At 68.1% G+C, this 18,515-nt stretch carries 22 protein-coding genes; 15 read left to right on the top strand and 7 right to left on the bottom strand.

What is annotated here, in order from left to right:
• Nucleotides 1-678, bottom strand: coding sequence for a flagellar basal body-associated FliL family protein (locus ACW18C_RS04295; RefSeq protein ID WP_035309203.1), 678 nt, complete (start codon nt 676-678; stop codon nt 1-3).
• A gap of 178 nt (nt 679-856) precedes the next feature.
• Between ACW18C_RS04295 and flgF the strand changes: the two genes are divergently transcribed.
• The 8 genes from flgF (at nt 857) to ACW18C_RS04255 (ending at nt 7,211) form a co-directional block, all read left to right on the top strand.
• A complete protein-coding gene (gene flgF / locus ACW18C_RS04290) occupies nt 857-1,597 on the top strand; it encodes a flagellar basal-body rod protein FlgF (RefSeq protein WP_008262304.1) in 741 nt (246 codons plus the stop codon).
• A 14-nt stretch (nt 1,598-1,611) separates the two neighbouring features.
• Complete coding sequence (flgG, locus tag ACW18C_RS04285; RefSeq protein WP_008264364.1) at nt 1,612-2,400, top strand: flagellar basal-body rod protein FlgG; 789 nt, start codon at nt 1,612-1,614, stop codon at nt 2,398-2,400.
• A gap of 3 nt (nt 2,401-2,403) precedes the next feature.
• A complete protein-coding gene (locus ACW18C_RS04280; protein ID WP_492072986.1) occupies nt 2,404-3,012 on the top strand; it encodes a flagella basal body P-ring formation protein FlgA in 609 nt (202 codons plus the stop codon).
• A gap of 11 nt (nt 3,013-3,023) precedes the next feature.
• The gene (gene flgH / locus ACW18C_RS04275) at nt 3,024-3,764 is read left to right on the top strand and encodes a flagellar basal body L-ring protein FlgH (RefSeq protein ID WP_492072984.1); all 741 of its coding nucleotides are present in this window, start codon (nt 3,024-3,026) and stop codon (nt 3,762-3,764) included.
• 98 nt (nt 3,765-3,862) lie between these two features.
• A complete protein-coding gene (locus ACW18C_RS04270) occupies nt 3,863-4,333 on the top strand; it encodes a hypothetical protein (RefSeq protein ID WP_035309195.1) in 471 nt (156 codons plus the stop codon).
• A 50-nt stretch (nt 4,334-4,383) separates the two neighbouring features.
• Nucleotides 4,384-4,845, top strand: coding sequence for a hypothetical protein (locus tag ACW18C_RS04265; protein WP_008261582.1), 462 nt, complete (start codon nt 4,384-4,386; stop codon nt 4,843-4,845).
• 11 nt (nt 4,846-4,856) lie between these two features.
• Nucleotides 4,857-5,354, top strand: coding sequence for a hypothetical protein (locus tag ACW18C_RS04260; RefSeq protein WP_154726121.1), 498 nt, complete (start codon nt 4,857-4,859; stop codon nt 5,352-5,354).
• 63 nt (nt 5,355-5,417) lie between these two features.
• Nucleotides 5,418-7,211, top strand: a complete 1,794-nt coding sequence (locus tag ACW18C_RS04255) for a DUF885 domain-containing protein (RefSeq protein ID WP_492072982.1) — start codon at nt 5,418-5,420, stop codon at nt 7,209-7,211.
• Between the two features lie 154 nt (nt 7,212-7,365).
• Here ACW18C_RS04255 and ACW18C_RS04250 read toward each other — a convergent pair whose 3' ends face one another.
• The 5 genes from ACW18C_RS04250 to cysG are packed head-to-tail and all read right to left on the bottom strand — an operon-like array spanning nt 7,366 to nt 12,794.
• Nucleotides 7,366-8,364, bottom strand: a complete 999-nt coding sequence (locus ACW18C_RS04250; protein ID WP_492072980.1) for a cysteine synthase A — start codon at nt 8,362-8,364, stop codon at nt 7,366-7,368.
• Nucleotides 8,365-8,400: 36 nt separating this feature from the next.
• The gene (locus ACW18C_RS04245; RefSeq protein ID WP_492072979.1) at nt 8,401-9,480 is read right to left on the bottom strand and encodes a phosphoadenylyl-sulfate reductase; all 1,080 of its coding nucleotides are present in this window, start codon (nt 9,478-9,480) and stop codon (nt 8,401-8,403) included.
• The gene (locus ACW18C_RS04240; RefSeq protein ID WP_492072977.1) at nt 9,464-11,134 is read right to left on the bottom strand and encodes a nitrite/sulfite reductase; all 1,671 of its coding nucleotides are present in this window, start codon (nt 11,132-11,134) and stop codon (nt 9,464-9,466) included. The genes ACW18C_RS04245 and ACW18C_RS04240 overlap by 17 nt, the downstream gene beginning before the upstream one ends.
• Nucleotides 11,134-11,409 (bottom strand): DUF2849 domain-containing protein, encoded by a 276-nt coding sequence (locus tag ACW18C_RS04235; RefSeq protein ID WP_492072975.1) that lies wholly within the window; start codon nt 11,407-11,409, stop codon nt 11,134-11,136. Before ACW18C_RS04235 ends, ACW18C_RS04240 begins: the two co-directional genes overlap by 1 nt.
• A complete protein-coding gene (gene cysG / locus ACW18C_RS04230) occupies nt 11,406-12,794 on the bottom strand; it encodes a siroheme synthase CysG (RefSeq protein WP_492072974.1) in 1,389 nt (462 codons plus the stop codon). Before cysG ends, ACW18C_RS04235 begins: the two co-directional genes overlap by 4 nt.
• 122 nt (nt 12,795-12,916) lie before the next feature.
• On the opposite strand from cysG, the gene gcvA reads away from it, so the two are divergent.
• The 7 genes from gcvA (at nt 12,917) to ACW18C_RS04195 (ending at nt 17,839) form a co-directional block, all read left to right on the top strand.
• Nucleotides 12,917-13,846 carry a transcriptional regulator GcvA gene (gene gcvA, locus ACW18C_RS04225; RefSeq protein ID WP_492072973.1) on the top strand — a complete coding sequence of 310 codons (930 nt, stop codon included), beginning with the start codon at nt 12,917-12,919 and terminating at the stop codon, nt 13,844-13,846.
• Nucleotides 13,847-13,896: 50 nt separating this feature from the next.
• Nucleotides 13,897-15,198 carry an adenylosuccinate lyase gene (gene purB, locus ACW18C_RS04220; RefSeq protein WP_492072972.1) on the top strand — a complete coding sequence of 434 codons (1,302 nt, stop codon included), beginning with the start codon at nt 13,897-13,899 and terminating at the stop codon, nt 15,196-15,198.
• Between the two features lie 43 nt (nt 15,199-15,241).
• Nucleotides 15,242-15,487 carry a type II toxin-antitoxin system Phd/YefM family antitoxin gene (locus ACW18C_RS04215; RefSeq protein WP_008261500.1) on the top strand — a complete coding sequence of 82 codons (246 nt, stop codon included), beginning with the start codon at nt 15,242-15,244 and terminating at the stop codon, nt 15,485-15,487.
• Nucleotides 15,477-15,761, top strand: a complete 285-nt coding sequence (locus tag ACW18C_RS04210) for a type II toxin-antitoxin system RelE family toxin (RefSeq protein WP_492072970.1) — start codon at nt 15,477-15,479, stop codon at nt 15,759-15,761. Before ACW18C_RS04215 ends, ACW18C_RS04210 begins: the two co-directional genes overlap by 11 nt.
• Nucleotides 15,758-16,261 carry a DNA-deoxyinosine glycosylase gene (locus ACW18C_RS04205; RefSeq protein WP_492072968.1) on the top strand — a complete coding sequence of 168 codons (504 nt, stop codon included), beginning with the start codon at nt 15,758-15,760 and terminating at the stop codon, nt 16,259-16,261. The genes ACW18C_RS04210 and ACW18C_RS04205 overlap by 4 nt, the downstream gene beginning before the upstream one ends.
• On the top strand, nt 16,261-17,103 hold the full coding sequence (gene purU / locus ACW18C_RS04200) for a formyltetrahydrofolate deformylase (RefSeq protein WP_492072967.1): 843 nt from the start codon (nt 16,261-16,263) through the stop codon (nt 17,101-17,103). The genes ACW18C_RS04205 and purU overlap by 1 nt, the downstream gene beginning before the upstream one ends.
• A gap of 106 nt (nt 17,104-17,209) precedes the next feature.
• Nucleotides 17,210-17,839, top strand: coding sequence for a fasciclin domain-containing protein (locus ACW18C_RS04195; RefSeq protein WP_492072965.1), 630 nt, complete (start codon nt 17,210-17,212; stop codon nt 17,837-17,839).
• Between the two features lie 182 nt (nt 17,840-18,021).
• On the opposite strand, the gene ACW18C_RS04190 is transcribed toward ACW18C_RS04195, so the two are convergent.
• The gene (locus ACW18C_RS04190; RefSeq protein ID WP_183196007.1) at nt 18,022-18,345 is read right to left on the bottom strand and encodes a DUF1476 domain-containing protein; all 324 of its coding nucleotides are present in this window, start codon (nt 18,343-18,345) and stop codon (nt 18,022-18,024) included.
• Between the last annotated feature and the right edge of the window lie 170 nt (nt 18,346-18,515).

Below are 18,515 nucleotides of genomic sequence, written 5' to 3'. Positions count from 1 at the left end.
CTACTGCACCAGCATTTCTTCGATCAGGACCGCGTCCACCTTGCCGGGGGCGGCGACCAGATTGACGCGGCGCAGGATCTCCGCCCGAAGCTGATAGGTGCCGGCCGAGCCGCTCAGATCCTCGGGACGCAGTTCGCGCACGAAGCCGGTGAACATGTCCTGCAGGCGCGGCATCTCGGACTGAAGATGCGTCGCCACCTCGGCGTCGTGCATCTCCAGCGTCAGCTTCAGCTTCAGGAAGGTCGGCCGGCCGTCGGCCGACTGAATGTTCATGACCATGTCCGGCAGGGTGTAGAAGGTGACGCCGTCAGGCCCTTCGCTGATCTTGCCCAGAGCAGGATCGGCTTCGCCGCCTTCGGCGGGCGCGCCGTGTCCGCCGCCTTCGGCCTTCTTCTCTTCCTTGCCGTGACCGCCCTTTTCCTCAGCCTTTTCCTCGCCGTGACCTGCGGCGGCGGCTTCCTCGCCATGGGCCTCGGCCGGCTTGGGCTTCATCAGGAAGAAGGCCGCCGCGCCGCCGCCGCCCAGGACCAGCAGGGCCACGGGCGCGATGATGAACAGGATCGGCAGCTTCTTTTTCTTGGGCGCGCCCTCTTCGCCCTCGGCCGCGTCCGCATCGACCGACTTGTCGGCGGGCGCATCGGCGTTCGGGTCGCCCTTCTTCTTGCCAAACTTGAACATGCGCTCGCCCCGGAGAATCTCATGGGGAGGATCGGCCCGGCTTGGTTAACGCGACGTTTACAAACGGCAGTTTTTGCCGGGCGTCACCGGCCTCCCGCCCCCTCAAACCGCCATTCCTGCTGGATTAACTCTGTTGGCACGGTCGTTGCGAGGGAGAAATCGAAGGAGCACGCCACTCGTGGAAAACGCCGCCTATATCGGATTGTCCCGTCAGATGACGCTGCGTCGCGAACTCGACATCGTGGCCAACAACGTCGCCAACGCCGACACTACCGGATTCAAGGTCGAGCAGCTGATGGTCGGGACGGAAGTGGGCCAGCGCGCCCGCAACGACTCCATCCGCCCCTCGGCCAGTTTCGTGCTGGACAACGGCGTGGGCCGCGACTTCGGCCAGGGCTCGATGTCCGAGACCGGCCGCCCCCTCGACTTCGCCATCGCCGGCGAGGGCGCCTTCTTCACCGTTCGAGACGGCGCGGCCGGCGAGGCCTACACCCGCGACGGCGCCTTCACCATGGATCCGGAAGGCCGGCTGACCACCAAACAGGGTCAGGCCGTGCTGGGCGGCGGGGCGGAGATCGTGCTGGATCCCGCCCTCGGCGCCCCCTCCGTCGGCGCAGACGGCACCATCACCCAGAGCGGCCAGATCACAGGGCGCCTGTCGGTCGTCCGCTTCGACACGCTCGGCGTGCTCGAAAAGGGCGGTGACGGCCTCTATCGCAACGGCTCGAACGTCCAGCCGGTCGAGGCCAACGACGTCCAGATCCATCAGGGATCTCTGGAAGCGTCGAACGTCAATTCGCTGACCGAAATCACCAATCTCATCGAGATCAGCCGGGCCTACGAAAGCATCACCCGAATGATCGAGAACACCAATGACCTGAGCCGTCGCGCCGTCGAGCGCCTCGGCAAGGCCGCTTAAGGGAGAGCCGGACAATGCAAGCGCTCAGAACCGCAGCCTCGGGCATGGCCGCCCAACAGCTGAACGTGGAGGTCATCTCCAACAACATCGCCAACATGAACACGGTGGGCTTCAAGAAGCAGCGCGCCGAGTTCCAGGACCTGCTGTACCAGAACGTCGAACGGATGGGCGCGCAGTCGTCCAGCCAGGGCACCGTCGTTCCGACCGGCATCCAGATCGGCGCGGGCGTCAAGGCCGGCGCCGTCTATCGCGTCACCGAACAGGGCACGCCGGCCCAGACCGGCAACGATTATGACATGGCCATCGACGGAAAGGGCTATTTCCAGATCACCCTGCCCTCGGGCGAGATCGGCTACACCCGCGCCGGCAACCTGCAGGTCAACCAGGAAGGCCAGATCGTCACCGACGACGGCTATGCGCTGCAACCGGCCGTCACCATCCCGCAGGACGCGACCGACGTCACCATCTCCAAATCGGGTCTGGTCCAGGTGACCCAGGCCGGCCAGACCGCGCCGACGACGGTCGGCCAGATCGAACTGGCGACCTTCTTCAACGAAGCCGGTCTCGAGGCCATCGGCGACAACCTGCTGCTGGAAACGGCCGCTTCGGGCGCCGCCAACATCGGCACGCCGGGCAGCCCGGGCTTCGGAAAGATCCTGCAAGGCTACACTGAAGCCTCCAACGTCGACTCCGTGGCCGAGATCAGCGCCCTGATCATCGCTCAACGGGCCTACGAGATGAACTCCAAGGTCATCTCGACCGCCGACAACATGCTGTCGGTGACCGCTCAGGTGAAGAGCTAAGCCATGACCCGTATCCGTCGCGCCCTGGTTCTCGCCGCCGCCCTCGCCGCCGTTTCCAGCGCCGCATGGGCCGGACCGGTTTCGCTGAAGTCCAATCCTGTCGATGACGACGGTCGCGTCACCCTGGGCGATATCTTCGACGGCGCCGGCGCCGCCGCCGAAGTGGTCGTGGCCCAGCGGGTCGGCCCGTCGGTGGTGATCGAGGCCGGCCAGCTTCAGGCCCAGGCCCGCCAGGCCGGTCTGGACTGGACCAATCCCAATGGTCTGCGGCGCGTCGCCGTCCGCCGATCGACCGGTCCGGTTTCGGCCGCCGCCCAAACAGACCTGCAGGCCTCTGCGCCCCAGAACCGTCCCGTCTATCGTCCGGCCGGCGGCGGACAGCAGGTCATCGCCCGCAACGACATGGTGCGCGTCACCTATCAGGTCGGCGGCGTGAACCTGAGCATCATGGGCAAGGCCATGCGCAACGCCGCGCTGGGCGAGCCCGTCGCCGTCCTCAACACCGCCTCCAACCGCGTCATCGACGCCGTCGCGTCCGGTCCGGGCCAGGCTGTCGCCGGCCCCGCCGCCGACATGGTCCGCGCCAATCCTCAACAGTTCGCCGCCCGCTAGGGGAATCCGTCATGCGCAAGATCCTGATCGTCGCCGCCGTCTCCGCCGTCGCCTCGCTCGGCGCCTGCTCCACCGCCATCGAGGCCGTGCGTGGCCCGGAACTGGCCCCCATCGGCTATCCGGCCGCGCTTGTGCCGGCGCAACAGGCCTATATGGCCGGCCCTGGCCTGCGTCAGGAAGCGACCCCCGCCAGCGCCAACAGCCTGTGGCGCGTCGGCGCCCGCACCTTCTTCGGCGATCAGCGCGCGCGTCACATCGGCGACATCCTGACGGTCAGGATCGATATCGACGACCGGGCCCAGACCCAGAACTCGACCCAGAGGGCGCGGTCGAACGACTCCTCGACCGGCGTCTCCAACTTCTTCGGCCTGGAGAGCAGCCTGGGCCGCGTCTTCCCCGGCGGCTTCGACCCGGCCAACATGGTCGGACTGGAGGGAAAGACCAACGCCGCCGGTTCTGGTTCGGTCAACCGCTCGGAAAAGGTCTCCCTGACCGTCGCCGCCGTGGTCACCGACGTCCTGGCCAATGGCAACATGGTGATCCAGGGTCGGCAGGAAGTGCGCACCAATCGCGAAGTCCGCGAACTGACCGTCGCCGGCATCGTGCGACCCGAGGACATCTCGTCGGCCAATTCGATCAATCACACCCAGATCGCCGAGGCCCGCATCTCTTACGGCGGTCGTGGCGACATCAGCCGGATGCAGGCGACGCCTGCCGCCCAGAGCCTGGTGGAGCGGTTCAGCCCGTTCTGATCCACTGATGCCGCTTGGCCACAGGACGACGGCGGCTCAAGCGGAGCCGTGAACCCTTGATGCGTAACCGCGTTTGTTCGTCAGACGCGAGTATTCACATGTTCAAGGTTCTGATCCCCGCCGCCGCCGCTGTCGCCCTGGTCGCCTTCGCCGCCAGGACGCAACCGCTCGACGCCTTCCCACCCGTCGAGACGCCGACGATGAGCTGGCATCTGAGCCATGAAGGCGCGATGGCCAAGCTGGCCTACGGGGTCGAGAACTCGGACCAGCTGGCCCTGATGGTCACCTGTTCCCCCGGCGACGCCGCCGCCGTGGTCTATGGCGACGTCCAGCCGGATACGCCGCGTCTGATCGCGGCCTCTCACGGCCCTGCGCCCCTGGATCCCATGAGCGGCGGAGACGCGACGGAAGCCCGCCTCTCCCTGCAGGACGCCAGCCTGACGGGGCTGGCTTCGCGCGGGGCGATGCGCGTGCAGGGCGATTCCGGCCGGTTCGTCCTGAAGGCCGGCCCGGATGAGCGCCGGATGATCGCGGGCTTCCTTTCCTATTGCGGATCGTCGCGCGCTTGACGAAATGGGTGGAGACGCCATTTCGCGTCGCCATCAGCGGGGGCTGATCCATGAACCTTGTTCTCGCGGTCGCTCTGGCGGCGGGCCTGCAGGCGGCCGCCCAGCCGCCTTCGCCCCCCTTGGCCTGGACCTGGACCCTTTACGAGAGCGAAGGCCCTGTCGTCCTGGCCAATGAGGTGACCGACACCCCGGCGCTCAGGGCCACGCTGCAGTGTGCGCCCCGATCCAACGTCGCGACCGTCACCCTCTACGACACCGACGCCAGGTCCGCGCCGGAGACCCAGCCCGGCTTCGCCCGACTGACGTCCGGCGCGGCTTCGACCACCAGCGCGGCGCGAATCGGGCGCGGCGGAAGGCTGGAGGTCACGCTGCGCACCGATCATCCCCTGTTCGCGGCCTTTGTCGGCTCCGGCGACATGGCGATCATGACGGGCGACCGGACCGGGGCGGTAAAGGTCGAACGCCCCCATCTTGCCAAGCTTCGCCGCTTCGCGGATCGTTGCGCCGGATAGGAACACCGATCATGCGTCTGCTGAAGCCCTTGTCGTCCCTGCTCGCCCTGTCGGCCCTGGCCGCCTGCGCCACGCCGGCGCCGGTCTCGACCTCCATGGCGGACGCCGGCGCCCCGGCGCCGACGCCGAACTATGATTGGTTCCTCAACCAGGAGGCCCGGGAAAACACCCTGGCCTACGGCGTCGCCAACAGCGACGAGGTGAAGCTGAAACTGTTCTGCGGCTCCGGCTCGGGCGCGCTGGAGCTGGCCGCCGTCCTGGAGAAGCCGTCGCGGCAGCTTCATCTGGAATCCGGCGGCGACACCGAAAACTATCCGGCCACCTCCGAAGACGCCGGCGTCACCGACGGCCACTACGCCGAGGCCAAGGCCCGCACGCGCGATCCGGTCTTCCAGCGCTTTCGCCGCCTGGGCTGGATCGCGGTCTGGGACGGCGACCGGCGGCGGACCTACGCCGCCCACCCCCAGACACGCGCCGACATCGAACGCTTCTTCGTCGCCTGCGACTGATCCCGACGGCTTGACGCGCCCCGCCGGCTCGGCTTGCCTGTACGGGCTGTTCTGGAGGGCGTCATGAAGATCTCTTACCTGGCCGTCGCGGCCCTGCTCGCCGCGGGGTCGCCGGCGGCGGCCATGGCGCAAGCCTCGGCGACGCCGGCCCCAGCCGCCCTCACCCCCAGTCCGGCTGACGCCGCCCTCGACGCCCTGATCGTCGATTACGAGGCCTATCTGAAGTCGATCGACCCCTTCGCCGCCAGCAGCGAGGGCGACGTCGAGGCCATGGGCCGGGTTCCCGACCTGTCGCGCAGCTTCGAACTGGCCCAGCGCGCGCCGCTGGAGGCCTTCGTCGCCCGGCTCGGGGCCATCGACCCGGCAAGTCTTTCCCACGCCGGCGGCGTCAACCACGCCTTCCTGCTCTACACGCTGAACCGCAGCCTCGAGGGGCTTGATTACGACACCTCGCGCCTGGCCTTCGACAGCGAGGGCGGCCCTGGAACCTGGGCCCTCTATATCGGCGGAAGCACCCGCCTGAACTCCGTCGCCGAGGCCGAGGCCTATATCCGCCGCATCCGGGGCTTCGGACACATCTACGCCCAGACCACCGACAACGCCCGGCGCGGCCTGGCCACAGGCCTGGTCCAGGCCCGTTCCGTGACCGAGAGCGCCCTGGCCGGGGCGCGCAACGACGTGGCGATCACGCCCGACGCCGAGCCCCTGCTGAAACCCTTGTCCACCCTGCCCCCGACCGTGTCCCAGGCGGACAGGGATCGTCTGACGGCCCAGGCGGCGGCGGCCGTGGGACAGGCCATCGTCCCGGCTCGCCAGGCCTGGCTGAGCTTCCTCGAGACCGAATACCTGCCCAAGGCCCCGGTCGAACCGGGTCTGGGAAACCGCCCCGGCGGCAAGGCAATGTACGCCTATCTGGTGCGGGGCCACACCACCACCGACCTGACGCCGGACCAGATCCACCAGATCGGCCTGTCCGAGGTCGCCCGCATCCGCGCCCGAATGGATGTGGAAATGAAGGCCGCCGGCTGGACCGGCGACTTCGCCGGCTTCCTGAACTTCCTGCGCACCGATCCCCAGTTCTACGCCCAGACGCGCGAGGCCCTGATCGAGAAGGCGTCGGAGATGGCCAAGCGCGCGGACGGCGGCCTGCCCGCCCTGTTCGCCACCCTGCCCCGCCTGCCCTACGACGTGCAGCCGGTGCCGCCGCAGATCGAGGAAAACTACACCACCGGCCGCTACAACGGCGGCTCGATGCAGAACGGCGTCGCCGGCCATTATGTGGTCAATACGTCGAAGCTGAACCAGCGCCCCCTGTACGAACTGCCGGCCCTGACCCTGCACGAGGCGGTCCCCGGCCACCATATCCAGATCGCCCTGCAACAGGAGGCGGAGGGCCAGCCCTATTTCCGTCGTCAGGCCAATGTCAGCGCCTTCACCGAGGGCTGGGGCCTGTACGCCGAATATCTGGGCGAGGAGATGGGCTTCTATCGCACGCCGTATGAGCGGTTCGGCCGGTTGTCCTACGAGATGTGGCGCGCCTGTCGTCTGGTCGCGGACACCGGCCTGCACTGGATGGGCTGGACCGAAGAGCAAGCCCGCGCCTGTTTCCGCGACAACTCGGCCCTGGCGCCCCACAATATCGAGACCGAGCTTCAGCGCTATATCGGCTGGCCGGGCCAGGCCACGGCCTACAAGATCGGCGAAATCCGCCTGCGCGAGATCCGCGCCCGCGCCGAGCGCGAGTTGGGACCGAAGTTCAACATCCGCACCTTCCACGACGCGCTGCTGACGGAGGGCCCGCTGCCGCTGGCCCTGCTGGACCGGCGGATGGATGCGTGGATCGCGGCGGAGAAATAGGACCTTCCCCCGCTCGCGGGGGAAGTGTCAGGCCGTGGCGCGCAGCGACACGCCTGACGATGGGGGAAGTCTTCTGTTCAAACGAGACTCCCCTCTCCGACCCTAGTCCGCTGCGCGGACGCCGGGCCACCTCTCCCGCAAGCGGGAGAGGGTCTCAAGCCCACCCTGGAACCGGCAGTCCCTTCGACGTCAGGAATTCCGGGTTGAACAGCTTGGACGCATAGCGCGACCCCGGATCGCACAGGCAGGTGACGATGGTCTTGCCCGGCCCGATCTCGCGCGCCAGCCGCACGGCGCCGGCGATATTGACCCCGGCCGATCCGCCCAGCGACAGGCCTTCGTACTTCACCAGATCGAACAGGATCGGCAGGAACTCGGCGTCTTCGATCCGATAGGCGTGGTCGGGTTTGAACCCCTCCAGATTGCCGGTGATCCGCGCCACCCCGATCCCCTCGGTGATCGACGAGCCCTCGCCCGTCATCTCGCCCAAGGTGTACCAGTTGAACAGGGCCGCGCCGGCGGGGTCGGCGAGGGCGATGGTCACCTCGGGCTTCTTTTCGCGCAGATAGGCGGCGACGCCCGAGATGGTGCCGCCCGACCCCACGGCCGAGACGAAGGCGTCGATCTTGCCGCCCGTCTGTTCCCAAATCTCCGGGGCCGTGGTCGTGTAGTGGGCGTCGCGGTTGGCGGTGTTGTCGAACTGGTTGGCCCAGATGGCGCCCGCCTCTTCGCTCTCGTTCAACTCGGCCGCCAGGCGCCCGGAATAGTGGACGAAATGATTGGGGCTGGAGAAGGGGGCCGCGTCCACCTCGACCAGGCGCGCGCCCAGCGACCGGATGGCCGACTTCTTCTCTTCCGACTGGGTGCGGGGCATGACGATGACCACCGGATGGCCCAGGGCCGCCCCGACCAGGGCCAGGCCGATGCCGGTATTGCCCGCCGTGCCCTCGACGATGGTCCCGCCGGGCTTGAGCGCGCCCGACGCCCGCGCGGTCTGGACGATGGACAGGGCGGCGCGGTCCTTGATCGAGCCGCCGGGGTTCATGAACTCGGCCTTGCCCAGGATTTCGCAGCCCGTCTCGTCGGACAGGCGATTCAGGCGGACCAGCGGCGTATGACCGATCAGGTCGATGACAGACGGTGTGACGGACACGTTTCAGCTTTCAGGCGAGGTCGAACGGGAGGGGGATCAGGCGGCGACCTGACGCCTGCCTAGGTGGATGCCGCATTCGACCTTGTCCATCCCCGACCAGCGTCCGGCCCGCGCCTCTTCGTCGTCTTCGACGGCGCGGGTGCAGGGCCAGCAGCCGATGGAGCGATAGCCCTGCTCGACCAGGGGGTGGCGCGGCAGGTCGTGCGCCTCCAGCCAGGCCTCGACGGCGTCGGCGTCCCAGTCCGCCAGCGGATTGATCCGCAGCACCCCGTCCAGCACCTCGAACGGCTTCAGCTCGGCGCGCGTCGCGGCCTGATAGCGTTTGCGCCCGGTGATGACGGCGTTGAAACCCACCGTGGCGCGGGCCAGCGGCCGCACCTTCCTCAGATCGCAGCAGGCGTCGGCGTCGGTCCGCCACAGGTCGTCGCGGGCGTCCAGGCTCGCCTTCTCATTCGCATCCGGCGTCACCAGCCGCACGTCGGTCAGCCCCAGGGCCTTGGTCAGCTGGGTGCGATAGGACAGGGTCTGGAGGAAATGCTGGCCCGTCTCCAGAAACACCACCGGCACGTCCCGGTCCGTCTCGGCGACGATGTGCAGCAGGGCCGCCGATTCCGCCCCGAACGAAGAGATGGCCCCGACGCGCAGGCCCAGGGCCGGGTCCAGGGCCGCCTTCAAGATTTCCGAAGCGTCCTTGCCCTCGGTCTCGCGGTTCAGCCGGTCGGCCAGCGCTTGCAGATCCGGGTCGTTCGACGCCGCCCGCCGCCTTTGCCAGATGGTCGGCGCCGGATCGACGGCCGGCTGATACGACCCGCTGAACGCCTGATCCATCCGCGCCCACGCCGCCGTGTCCGCGCCCGGCGCCAGTTCGACCGCGTCAAAGCCCGAGCGCCGCAGATGCCGCGCCTGATCCGGCAGGACCTTGCCCGCCGCGATCAGCCGCCCGGCGTAACCTCGCTCGCGCAGCACCGCCGCCAGCGAGAAGCCGCGCCCGTCGCGAAAGGCGTCGAACTCCAGCACCAGGACGTCGGTCGCGGCGGCGGCCGCCTCGACCTCGTCCAGCGGCGTCGTCACCGACAGGCGCGGCCCGTTCTGAACCCCCTCAAGCATTTGCAGCATCGAGCGTCTCATAAATGGCGTCACGGAAGGGGTCGGGACCGACGCGGCGCACCGTGTCGATGAACCGCTCGCCCTCGGCGCGGATTTGCATATAGCGGTCCAGGGTCCGCTGGATGGCGGGCGCCACCTCGTCCGCCGGCAGGCTCTTGCCGACGATGTCGCCCAGGGCCGCCTGTTCGTCGGGCGAACCGCCGACCGTGATCTGGTAGTATTCCTCGCCCTTCCGATCGACGCCCAGCACGCCGATGTGGCCGACGTGGTGGTGGCCGCAGGCGTTGATGCAGCCGCTCATATTGATCCGGACCGGCCCCAGCCGCTCCTGATAGTCCATGTCGGCCAGCCGCTTCGACAGGGCCTGGGCCACCGGGATCGACCGGGCGTTGGCCAGGCTGCAGTAATCCAGTCCCGGACAGGCGATGACATCCGTCGCCAGATCAGCGTTGGCCGTCGCCAGCCCCACCTCCAGCAGCGCCCGCCAGAGCGCCGGCACATCGTCCAGCTTCACATGCGGCAGGACCAGATTCTGCTCATAGGCGGCGCGCAGTTCGTCGAAGGCGTACCGCTCGGCAAGATCCGCCACCGTGTCCATCTGGTCCGCCGTGATGTCGCCCGGCACCCCGCCGACCGGCTTCAGCGACACCACCACCGAGGCGTAGCCCGCCTGGCGGTGACGCCGCACATTGTTCCTAGCAAACCGGGCAAAGTCCGGATCGGCCAGCAGGGCGCGGTCGAACGGCGCGCTGGCCTTGGGCAGGTCCTCGAACGGCGGCGGGGCGAAATAGGCCTTGATCCGCTCGGCCTCTTCCTCGGGGATCCGCAGGTCTTCCAGGCGCAGGGTGGCGTAGTGCATGTCCACCTCCTCGCGGAAGGCCTCCAGCCCGACCGAGGCGACCAGGATCTTGATCCGCGCCTTATGGATATTGTCGCGCCGCCCCAGCAGGTTCCACGCGCGCAGGATGGCGGTCAGATAGGCCAGCAGGTCCGCCGCCGGCACGGCCGAAGCAATCTCCTGCCCGATATGCGGCAGACGCCCCTGGCCGCCGCCGACGAAGACGCGGAAGGCGGTCCCGCCGTCCTCACCCTTCACGATCTGGAGGCCCACGTCATGGGTGCGGATCGCCGCCCGGTCCTTCTCGGCCCCGATCACCGCGATCTTGAACTTGCGCGGCAGGAAGCTGAACTCCGGGTGGATCGTCGACCACTGGCGGATGATCTCGCACCAGGGGCGCGGATCCTCGATCTCGTCGTCGGCCGCCCCGGCGAAGACGTCGGTCGTGGTGTTGCGGATGCAGTTCCCCGAGGTCTGGATGGCGTGCATTTCGACATCGGCCAGGTCGCTCAGGATCGCCGGCAGGTCGGTCAGGGCCGGCCAGTTGTACTGGATGTTCGTCCGCGTGGTGAAATGGCCGTAGCCCTTGTCATAGGTGCGGGCGATATGGGCCAGCTGGCGCATCTGCCGGCTGTTGAACGTCCCATAGGGAATGGCGACCCGCAGCATATAGGCGTGCAGTTGCAGATAGACCCCGTTCATCAGCCGCAGCGGCTTGAACTCGTCCTCGGTCAGGGCGCCGGACGCGCGGCGCGCCACCTGGTCGGAAAACTCCTCGACCCGCTCACGCACCAGGGCGTGGTCGAACTCGTCATAACGATACATCAGGCGGACTCCCGCACCAGGCTGCTGCCCACGGTCGGCCCGGTCGCGCGGATCCGCTCCTTCAGCCGGTCCCGGCCCGAGGGCGTGCGCTCCTGAACCTCGACCAGATAGGGATTGACGAAGACGTCCGGTCGCCCTGTGACCTCGGCCAGCACGATCTCGGCCGTGGCGTCATCCAGGGTCGAGGCCTGGTCGAGGCCCTCCACCGGCTGATTGTCCACGCCCGCATAGATGACGCGGCCGTCCGACAGGCGGTTTGCAGTGACGATCTTCACGCCGCCACCTCCGCCCGCACATCCAGCTGGGCCGCCGAAAACGCCGCCGTCTCGCCGACGAAAAGCAGAGCCGGACCGGTCAGGTCGGCGCCGCGCACCAGGGCGCCCAGCCCGTCCAGACGGCCGGTCAGGACCCGCTCGTCCGGCCGGCTGCCGTTCTCGACGACGGCCACCGGCGTCGAGCCCAGACGGCCCGCCGCCATCAGCTTGGCCGCCGTCTCCTCGGCCCGGTCCACCCCCATATAGATGGCCAGGGTATGATTGGGCGCGGCCAGCCTGGCCCAGTCGGCGTCGCCCCCGCCCGGCTTGGCCTGGGCCGTCACAAAGGTCACCGCCTGGGCGTAGTCGCGGTGGGTCAGCGGAATCCCCGCCGAGGCCGCACAGGCCAGGGCCGCCGTCACGCCCGGCACGACGAAGACCGGCACGCCCGCCGCCCGCATCGCCTCCAGCTCCTCGCCGCCGCGCCCGAAGACGAAGGGATCGCCGCCCTTCAGCCGCACGACCCGATGGCCCGCCTTGGCCTCCTCGATCATCAGGGCCTCGATCTGGTCCTGGGGCACCGAATGTTCGCCACGCGCCTTGCCGACATACAGGCGTTTGGCGTCGCGCCGCGCCCGCTCCAGCACGGCGTCCGGCACCAGCCGGTCGTGAATAATGACGTCGGCGTCCTGCAACACCCGCAGCGCCTTCAGGGTCAGCAGTTCCGGATCCCCCGGCCCCGCCCCGACGATATGGACCACGCCCTGTTCCGGCGCGGCCGAATTCAGCAGCCGCAGCATCTCGCGCCGCGCCTCGGCTGTGCGGCCCGCCGCCGCCAGATCGGCCGCCGGTCCCCGGAAGGCCTTCTCCCAGAACCGACGCCTAGCCATGAAGTCGGGCACATTGGCCTTGACCGTGTCGCGCAGCTCGCGCGCCAGCCGGGCCACATTGGCCAGACCGGCCGGCAGCACGCCCTCGATCCGCGAGCGCACGTCCCGCGCCAGTATGGGGGCCGATCCACCGGTGGCGACCCCGATCACCACCTCGTCCCGGTCGATCAGGGCGGGGGTCTGGAAGTCGCTCAGATGGGGCTTGTCCACCACATTGACCTGAGCCCCCGCCGCCCGCGCCAGGGCGCCAAGCCGCGTCAGCTCGTCGGCGTCGTCCAGCGCCATGAAGACCAGACGCGCGCCCGCCAAGTCGCCGGCGTCCGGCGACCGCAGCAGCGGCGTCGGCGCGGTCAGGGGCGTCTCCATCCGGGGCGGCGCGCCGTCCGGCGCGAACCACAGCAGCTCGGCCGGCGTGTTCAGAAACAGTCGCAGCTTCGCCAGCGCGGGCTCGCCGCCGCCTATGATCACGATCCTGGCGGCCTCAAGCGGAATGGAGGCGAGAAATACACGCATCATCTTGCTTTCAGGGCCGTCATCAGGGGAAGGAGGGGACGACGGCAGAGCGCGAACCATCGGCTTCCCCGTCCAGACCCGCAAACCAGATTGCCTTTGGCACGCTGATAGGATTTCTAACGGCGATGGCCCGTTCCCTGCTCCCGCTCAACGCCCTTCGCGCCTTCGAGGCCGCCGCACGTCACCTGAACTTCTCGCGCGCCGCCGACGAACTGTCGGTCACGCCGGGCGCCGTCAGCCAGCAGATCCGCTTGCTGGAAGACATCGTCGGCGGGCCCTTGTTCGTGCGTGAGGCGCGCGGCCTCCAGCTGACCGATCTCGGCCGATCCTCCGTCCCCCTGCTGCGCGAGGGATTCGAGCGGCTGATGGACGCCTCGGCCCTGCTGCGCGAACCGCCGCGCCGTAAACAGGTGTCGATCAGCGTCGCCCCCGGCTTCGCCTCCAAATGGCTGATGCCGCGGATGGACGACTTCCACGCCGCCCATCCCGAGATCGAGCTGTGGATCTCCGCCGACATGGAGCCGGCCGACCTGACCGAGGGCAAGGTCGACCTCGCCGTCCGCTACGGCCCCGGCGACTATCCCGGCCTGACCGTGGACCGGCTGATGACCGAGACGGTCCTGCCCGTCTGCGCCCCGTCGCTGATGGACGGCGAACATGCGATCCGCAAACCCGCCGACCTGGTGCGCCACATTCTGCTGCACGACATGTCCAACGACGGCGACCCCAGCCGCCCCGACTGGGCCATGTGGCTGAAGGCGCGCGGCGTGCGCCACCCCGACCCGCGCCGCGGTTCGCGCTTCAACCAGTCCAGCCTGCTGATCGAGGCCGCCGTCTCCGGCCGCGGCGTCGCCCTGGCCAAACGCACCCTGGCCCAGGCGGACCTGGCCTCGGGCCGTCTAGTCGCCCCCTTCCCGGACGGCTCGGAAGCGGTCGGCTTCGCCTATTCCGTCGTCCAGCCCCGCGACCGCCCCCCCTCGCCCAGCGCCACCGCCTTCGTCGCCTGGCTGAAACGGCAGGCGGTCGATCACGACAATACGATGGGTCAGCTTTAGGTCGCCGCAAACCTTGACTCCGGCGGCGGCCGGACCGACACGACCGCCCCATGATCACCCGCTATTCCCGCCCCGCCGCCGCCGCCATCTGGTCGCAAGAGACCAAGTACAAGATCTGGTTCGAGATCGAGGCCCATGCGGCGACCAAGATGGCCGAACTGGGCGTCATCCCCCAGGACGCGGCGGACGCCATCTGGGCCAAGGGCAAGGACGCGACCTTCGACGCCGACCGCATCGACGAGATCGAACGCACCACCAAGCACGACGTCATCGCCTTCCTGACCCACGTCGCCGAGATCGTCGGTGACGAGGCCCGCTTCCTGCACCAGGGCATGACCTCGTCCGACGTGCTGGACACCTGTTTCGCGGTCCAGCTGGCCCGCTCCTCGGACCTGCTGATCGACGGCGTGGACCGCGTCCTGGCGGCGCTGGAGACCCGCGCCAAGGAGCATAAATACACCCCGACCGTCGGCCGCTCGCACGGCATCCATGCCGAGCCCGTGACCTTCGGCCTGAAGCTGGCCGGCTATCACGCCGAGTTCCAGCGCGCCAAACGCCGCCTGATCACCGCCAAGGAAGAGATCGCCACCTGCGCCATCTCCGGCGCCGTCGGCACCTTCGCCAATGTCGATCCGGGCGTCGAACAGTACGTCGCCGACAAGATGGGGCTTCAGGTCGAGCCGGTCTCGACCCAGGTCATCCCGCGCGACCGCCACGCCGCCTTCTTCGCCGCCCTGGGCGTCGTCGCCAGCTCGGTCGAACGCCTCGCCGTCGAGATCCGCCACCTGCAACGCACCGAGGTGTTGGAGGCCGAGGAATTCTTCGACAAGGGCCAGAAGGGCTCGTCGGCCATGCCGCACAAGCGCAACCCGATCCTGACCGAGAACCTGACCGGCCTGGCCCGTCTGGTCCGCTCGGCCGTGACCCCGGCGATGGAGAACGTCGCCCTGTGGCACGAGCGGGACATCAGCCACTCGTCGGTCGAGCGCGGCATCGGTCCCGACGCCACCATCCACCTGGACTTCGCCCTCCAGCGCCTGGCCAATGTGGTCGAGCGTCTGAACGTCTATCCCGAGAACATGCAGGCCAACATCGACCGCCTGGGCGGTCTGGTGCATTCGCAACGGGTCATGCTGGCCCTTACCCAGGCCGGGATCTCGCGCGAGGCCGCCTATGCCGCCGTCCAGGAGAACGCCATGAAGGTCTGGCGCGGCGAAGGCGCCTTCCTGGACTTCCTCAAGGCCGACGAACGCGTCACCCTGCCCGCCGAACAGCTCGAAGCCCTGTTCGACCTGGGCTATCACACCAAGAATGTGGACGTGGTGTTCAAGCGGGTGTTCGGCGAGGGGTGATCTTCAGTATTGAAAATCGCACCGATTTTCGTACTCTATCCCCATGCAACGGGTCGAAGCCTCTGTCGCGGTCAGCGTCTCTGACCTGAAGAAGAGCCCCAGCGCCGTCATGGACGACGCGGCGGGCCAGACCGTGGCCGTGCTGAACCACAATCGGGTCATGGCCTATATGGTCCCCGCCGCCGCCTATGAGGCGATGGTCGAACGCCTGGACGATCTGGCCCTGATTGAGACCATCCGCCAGCGGCAGGACGAGACGCCGGTGCGCGTCTCGCTCGATGCCCTTTGATCTTCAGTTCCTCCCCTCCGCGCTGAAGGAGTGGGAGAAACTGGGCGCGCCCGTCCGCAGCCAGTTCAAGAAGAAGCTGGCCGAACGACTGGAGAGTCCGCGTGTTCCGAAGGATGCGCTCCACGGGATGCGCGATCACTACAAGATCAAGCTGCGCGACGTCGGATATCGGCTGGTCTATCGGGTCGAGGACGCAATCGTCACGGTGACCGTCGTCGCGGTGGGCAGACGCGACCGCAGCCAGGTCTATCGGGACGCGGCGCGTCGGGAATGACCAAGAGCCAGTTTCCCCCCGTCGTCGACGCCGCCACCCGCCTGCTGATCCTCGGCAGCCTGCCCGGCGACGCCTCCCTGAGGGCCGCCCAGTACTATGCCCACCCGCGCAACGGCTTCTGGCCGTTGATCGGCGGCGTGCTGGACGAGCCCCTGGCCGCCCTGCCCTATGCCGACCGCCTGGACCGGTTGAAGGCGCGCGGGGTCGGCCTGTGGGACGTGATCGCCTCGGCGCAGCGATCCGGCAGTCTGGACGCGGCGATCCGGTCGCCCGAGGCGGCCGACCTGCGCGGGCTGATCGAAAGCCTGCCGCAACTGCGCGCCGTGGCCTTCAACGGCGGCCTTGCGGGCAAGTTGGGCCGACGCATCCTCGCCGACCTCGACGGGGTGACCCTGATCGATCTGCCGTCCTCCAGCCCCGCCCATGCAATATCCTTGTCGGCAAAGGCGGCGAGCTGGGCCATACTGGGCGACTTTCTCCCGGATAAGCCTGCCGCCTGATGATCCTGACCCTTTCCTGCCCCGACCGCCACGGCATCGTCGCGGCCGTTTCCGCCTTCCTGCTGGAGCGGGACGCCAATATCTCGGACGCCCAGCAGTTCGGGGACGCCTCCAGCGCCACCTTCTTCATGCGCGTGGTGTTCGAACCTGCCGACGGCGATCCGGAGGCGGCGATCCGTGAGGCCTTCGCCCCCCTGGCCGACCGGTTCGCGATGGACTGGACCCTGCGCGGGCCCGAGCCGCGCCGGGTGATGATCCTGACGTCCAAATTCGATCATTGTCTGGCGGACCTGCTGTACCGCTGGCGGATCGACGAACTGCCCATGGAAGTGACGGCCGTCGTCTCCAACCACCCCCGCGAAATGATCGGACACGTCGATCTGGGCGACCTGCCCTTCCATCATCTGCCCGTCAGCGCCGTCGACAAGCCGGCGCAGGAGGTGGAGCTGCTGCGCCTGATCGAGGACACCGGCACGGAACTGGTCGTTCTGGCCCGCTATATGCAGATCCTGTCGGACGACCTCAGCCGCCGGCTGGCGGGGCGGTGCATTAACATCCACCATTCCTTCCTGCCCGGCTTCAAGGGCGCCCGCCCCTATCACCAGGCTCATGCGCGCGGGGTGAAGGTCATCGGCGCCACCGCCCACTATGTCACCCCCGACCTGGATGAAGGCCCGATCATCGAACAGGACGTGGAACGGATCAGCCACCGCGACACGCCGGAAGACTTGATCCGTAAGGGTCGTGATATCGAGCGTCGCGTTCTCGCGCGCGCTGTAAGACGGCACCTGGAAGATCGCGTTTTGCTGCACGGCACAAAGACGGTGGTGTTCGAAGACTGAACGGCCAAGCTGCGTCCTCTTGTCACGCCGCACGCATCCTTTAGGTGAACTCGAACGTAACCTTGTCGTGACCGCCACAGCGCGGACCAACAGGGAACGAAACACCATGACCAATCTTCGCACGCTCATGCTCGTCGCCGTATCCGGCGGCGCGCTGATGGCGCTCGGCGCCTGCAACAACAACGAAGCGGCGGCGCCCGCCGAATCCACCGCCATGGCCCCGGCCGAAGGTGCCGCCATGGCTCCCATGGCGGCTGACCCGATGGTCGGCGGCGCAGCCATGAGCCCGAACGAGACCATCGTCGCCAATGCGTCCAAGGCCTCGAACCTGTCGACCCTGGTCGCCGCCGTTCAGGCCGCCGGCCTGGTCGAGACGCTTCAGGGTCCAGGCCCCTTCACCGTCTTCGCCCCCGACAACGCCGCCTTTGACAAGATTCCCGAGGCCGCCCGCACCGCCCTGATGCAACCGGCCATGAAGGCCGATCTGACCAAGATCCTGACCTATCACGTGGTCGCCGGCCGTCTGACCGCCGCCGACATCGCCAGCCAGGCCCAGGCCAACGGCGGGACCGCGACCCTGGAGACGGTTCAGGGCGAGGAACTGAAGGTCGCGGCCGGTCCGAACGACACCTGGGTCATCACCGACGCCAAGGGCGGCAAGTCCACCATCACCCAGGCCGACGTGGCCCAGTCGAATGGCGTGGTCCACGTCGTCGATGCGGTTCTGATGCCGTAAAAATAATTACAGTCCGGTCGGAACGGACTGAAACCAAATCTCGCGCGCCGTGTTCTTCAGGGGCGCGAGACGCACAGTATGCCGGGTGAGACATCCCCCAACGTCCCCGGCAAATAGAAAGGGCCGCACTTCCCCCGGGTGCGGCCCTTTCGAATTCTCAAACCCGGCCGTAGGCCGGGCGTCTACTCCCCCGCGCGAATCTGCTCGCGCGCGATGGAGGCCAGTTCGTCGATCTTGGAGCGAATCTCGCCTTCCGACACCGACAGGCCCGAGGCCTTGAAGTCGCCTGCGACCTTGCGGAACACGTCCTCGTCGCCGGGCTGCTCCATGTCCGCGCGCACGATGGCCGCCGCGTACTGGTCGCTGCTTTCAGCCGACAGGCCCATCTTCTCGGCCGCCCACAGGCCCAACATCTTGTTGCGCCGGGCGATGGCCTTGAATTCCTGCTCCTGATCGAGGGCGAACTTGGCCTCGTAGCCTCTTTCCCGATCGTCGAAGGTCGTCATGTCGCTCAGCATAGCTCCGAACGCCCCGCTAACCTCGGGGCAAGCGCCGTCTATAGCCCGACCGCGCCTGAACGCAACATGACTTCCGTCGCATCCTCTCCTCTTCCCTCCCGCATTCCGGTTTCGCCTCATTTGTATCGGAGGCCGCGTTCGGCTAAGGAGTCGCCGAA

The organism is Brevundimonas sp. FV1ye7S (genome assembly GCF_058680995.1).
The sequence above is the reverse complement of the archived record's forward strand: the minus strand, read 5'-3'. Positions and strand labels throughout refer to the sequence as shown.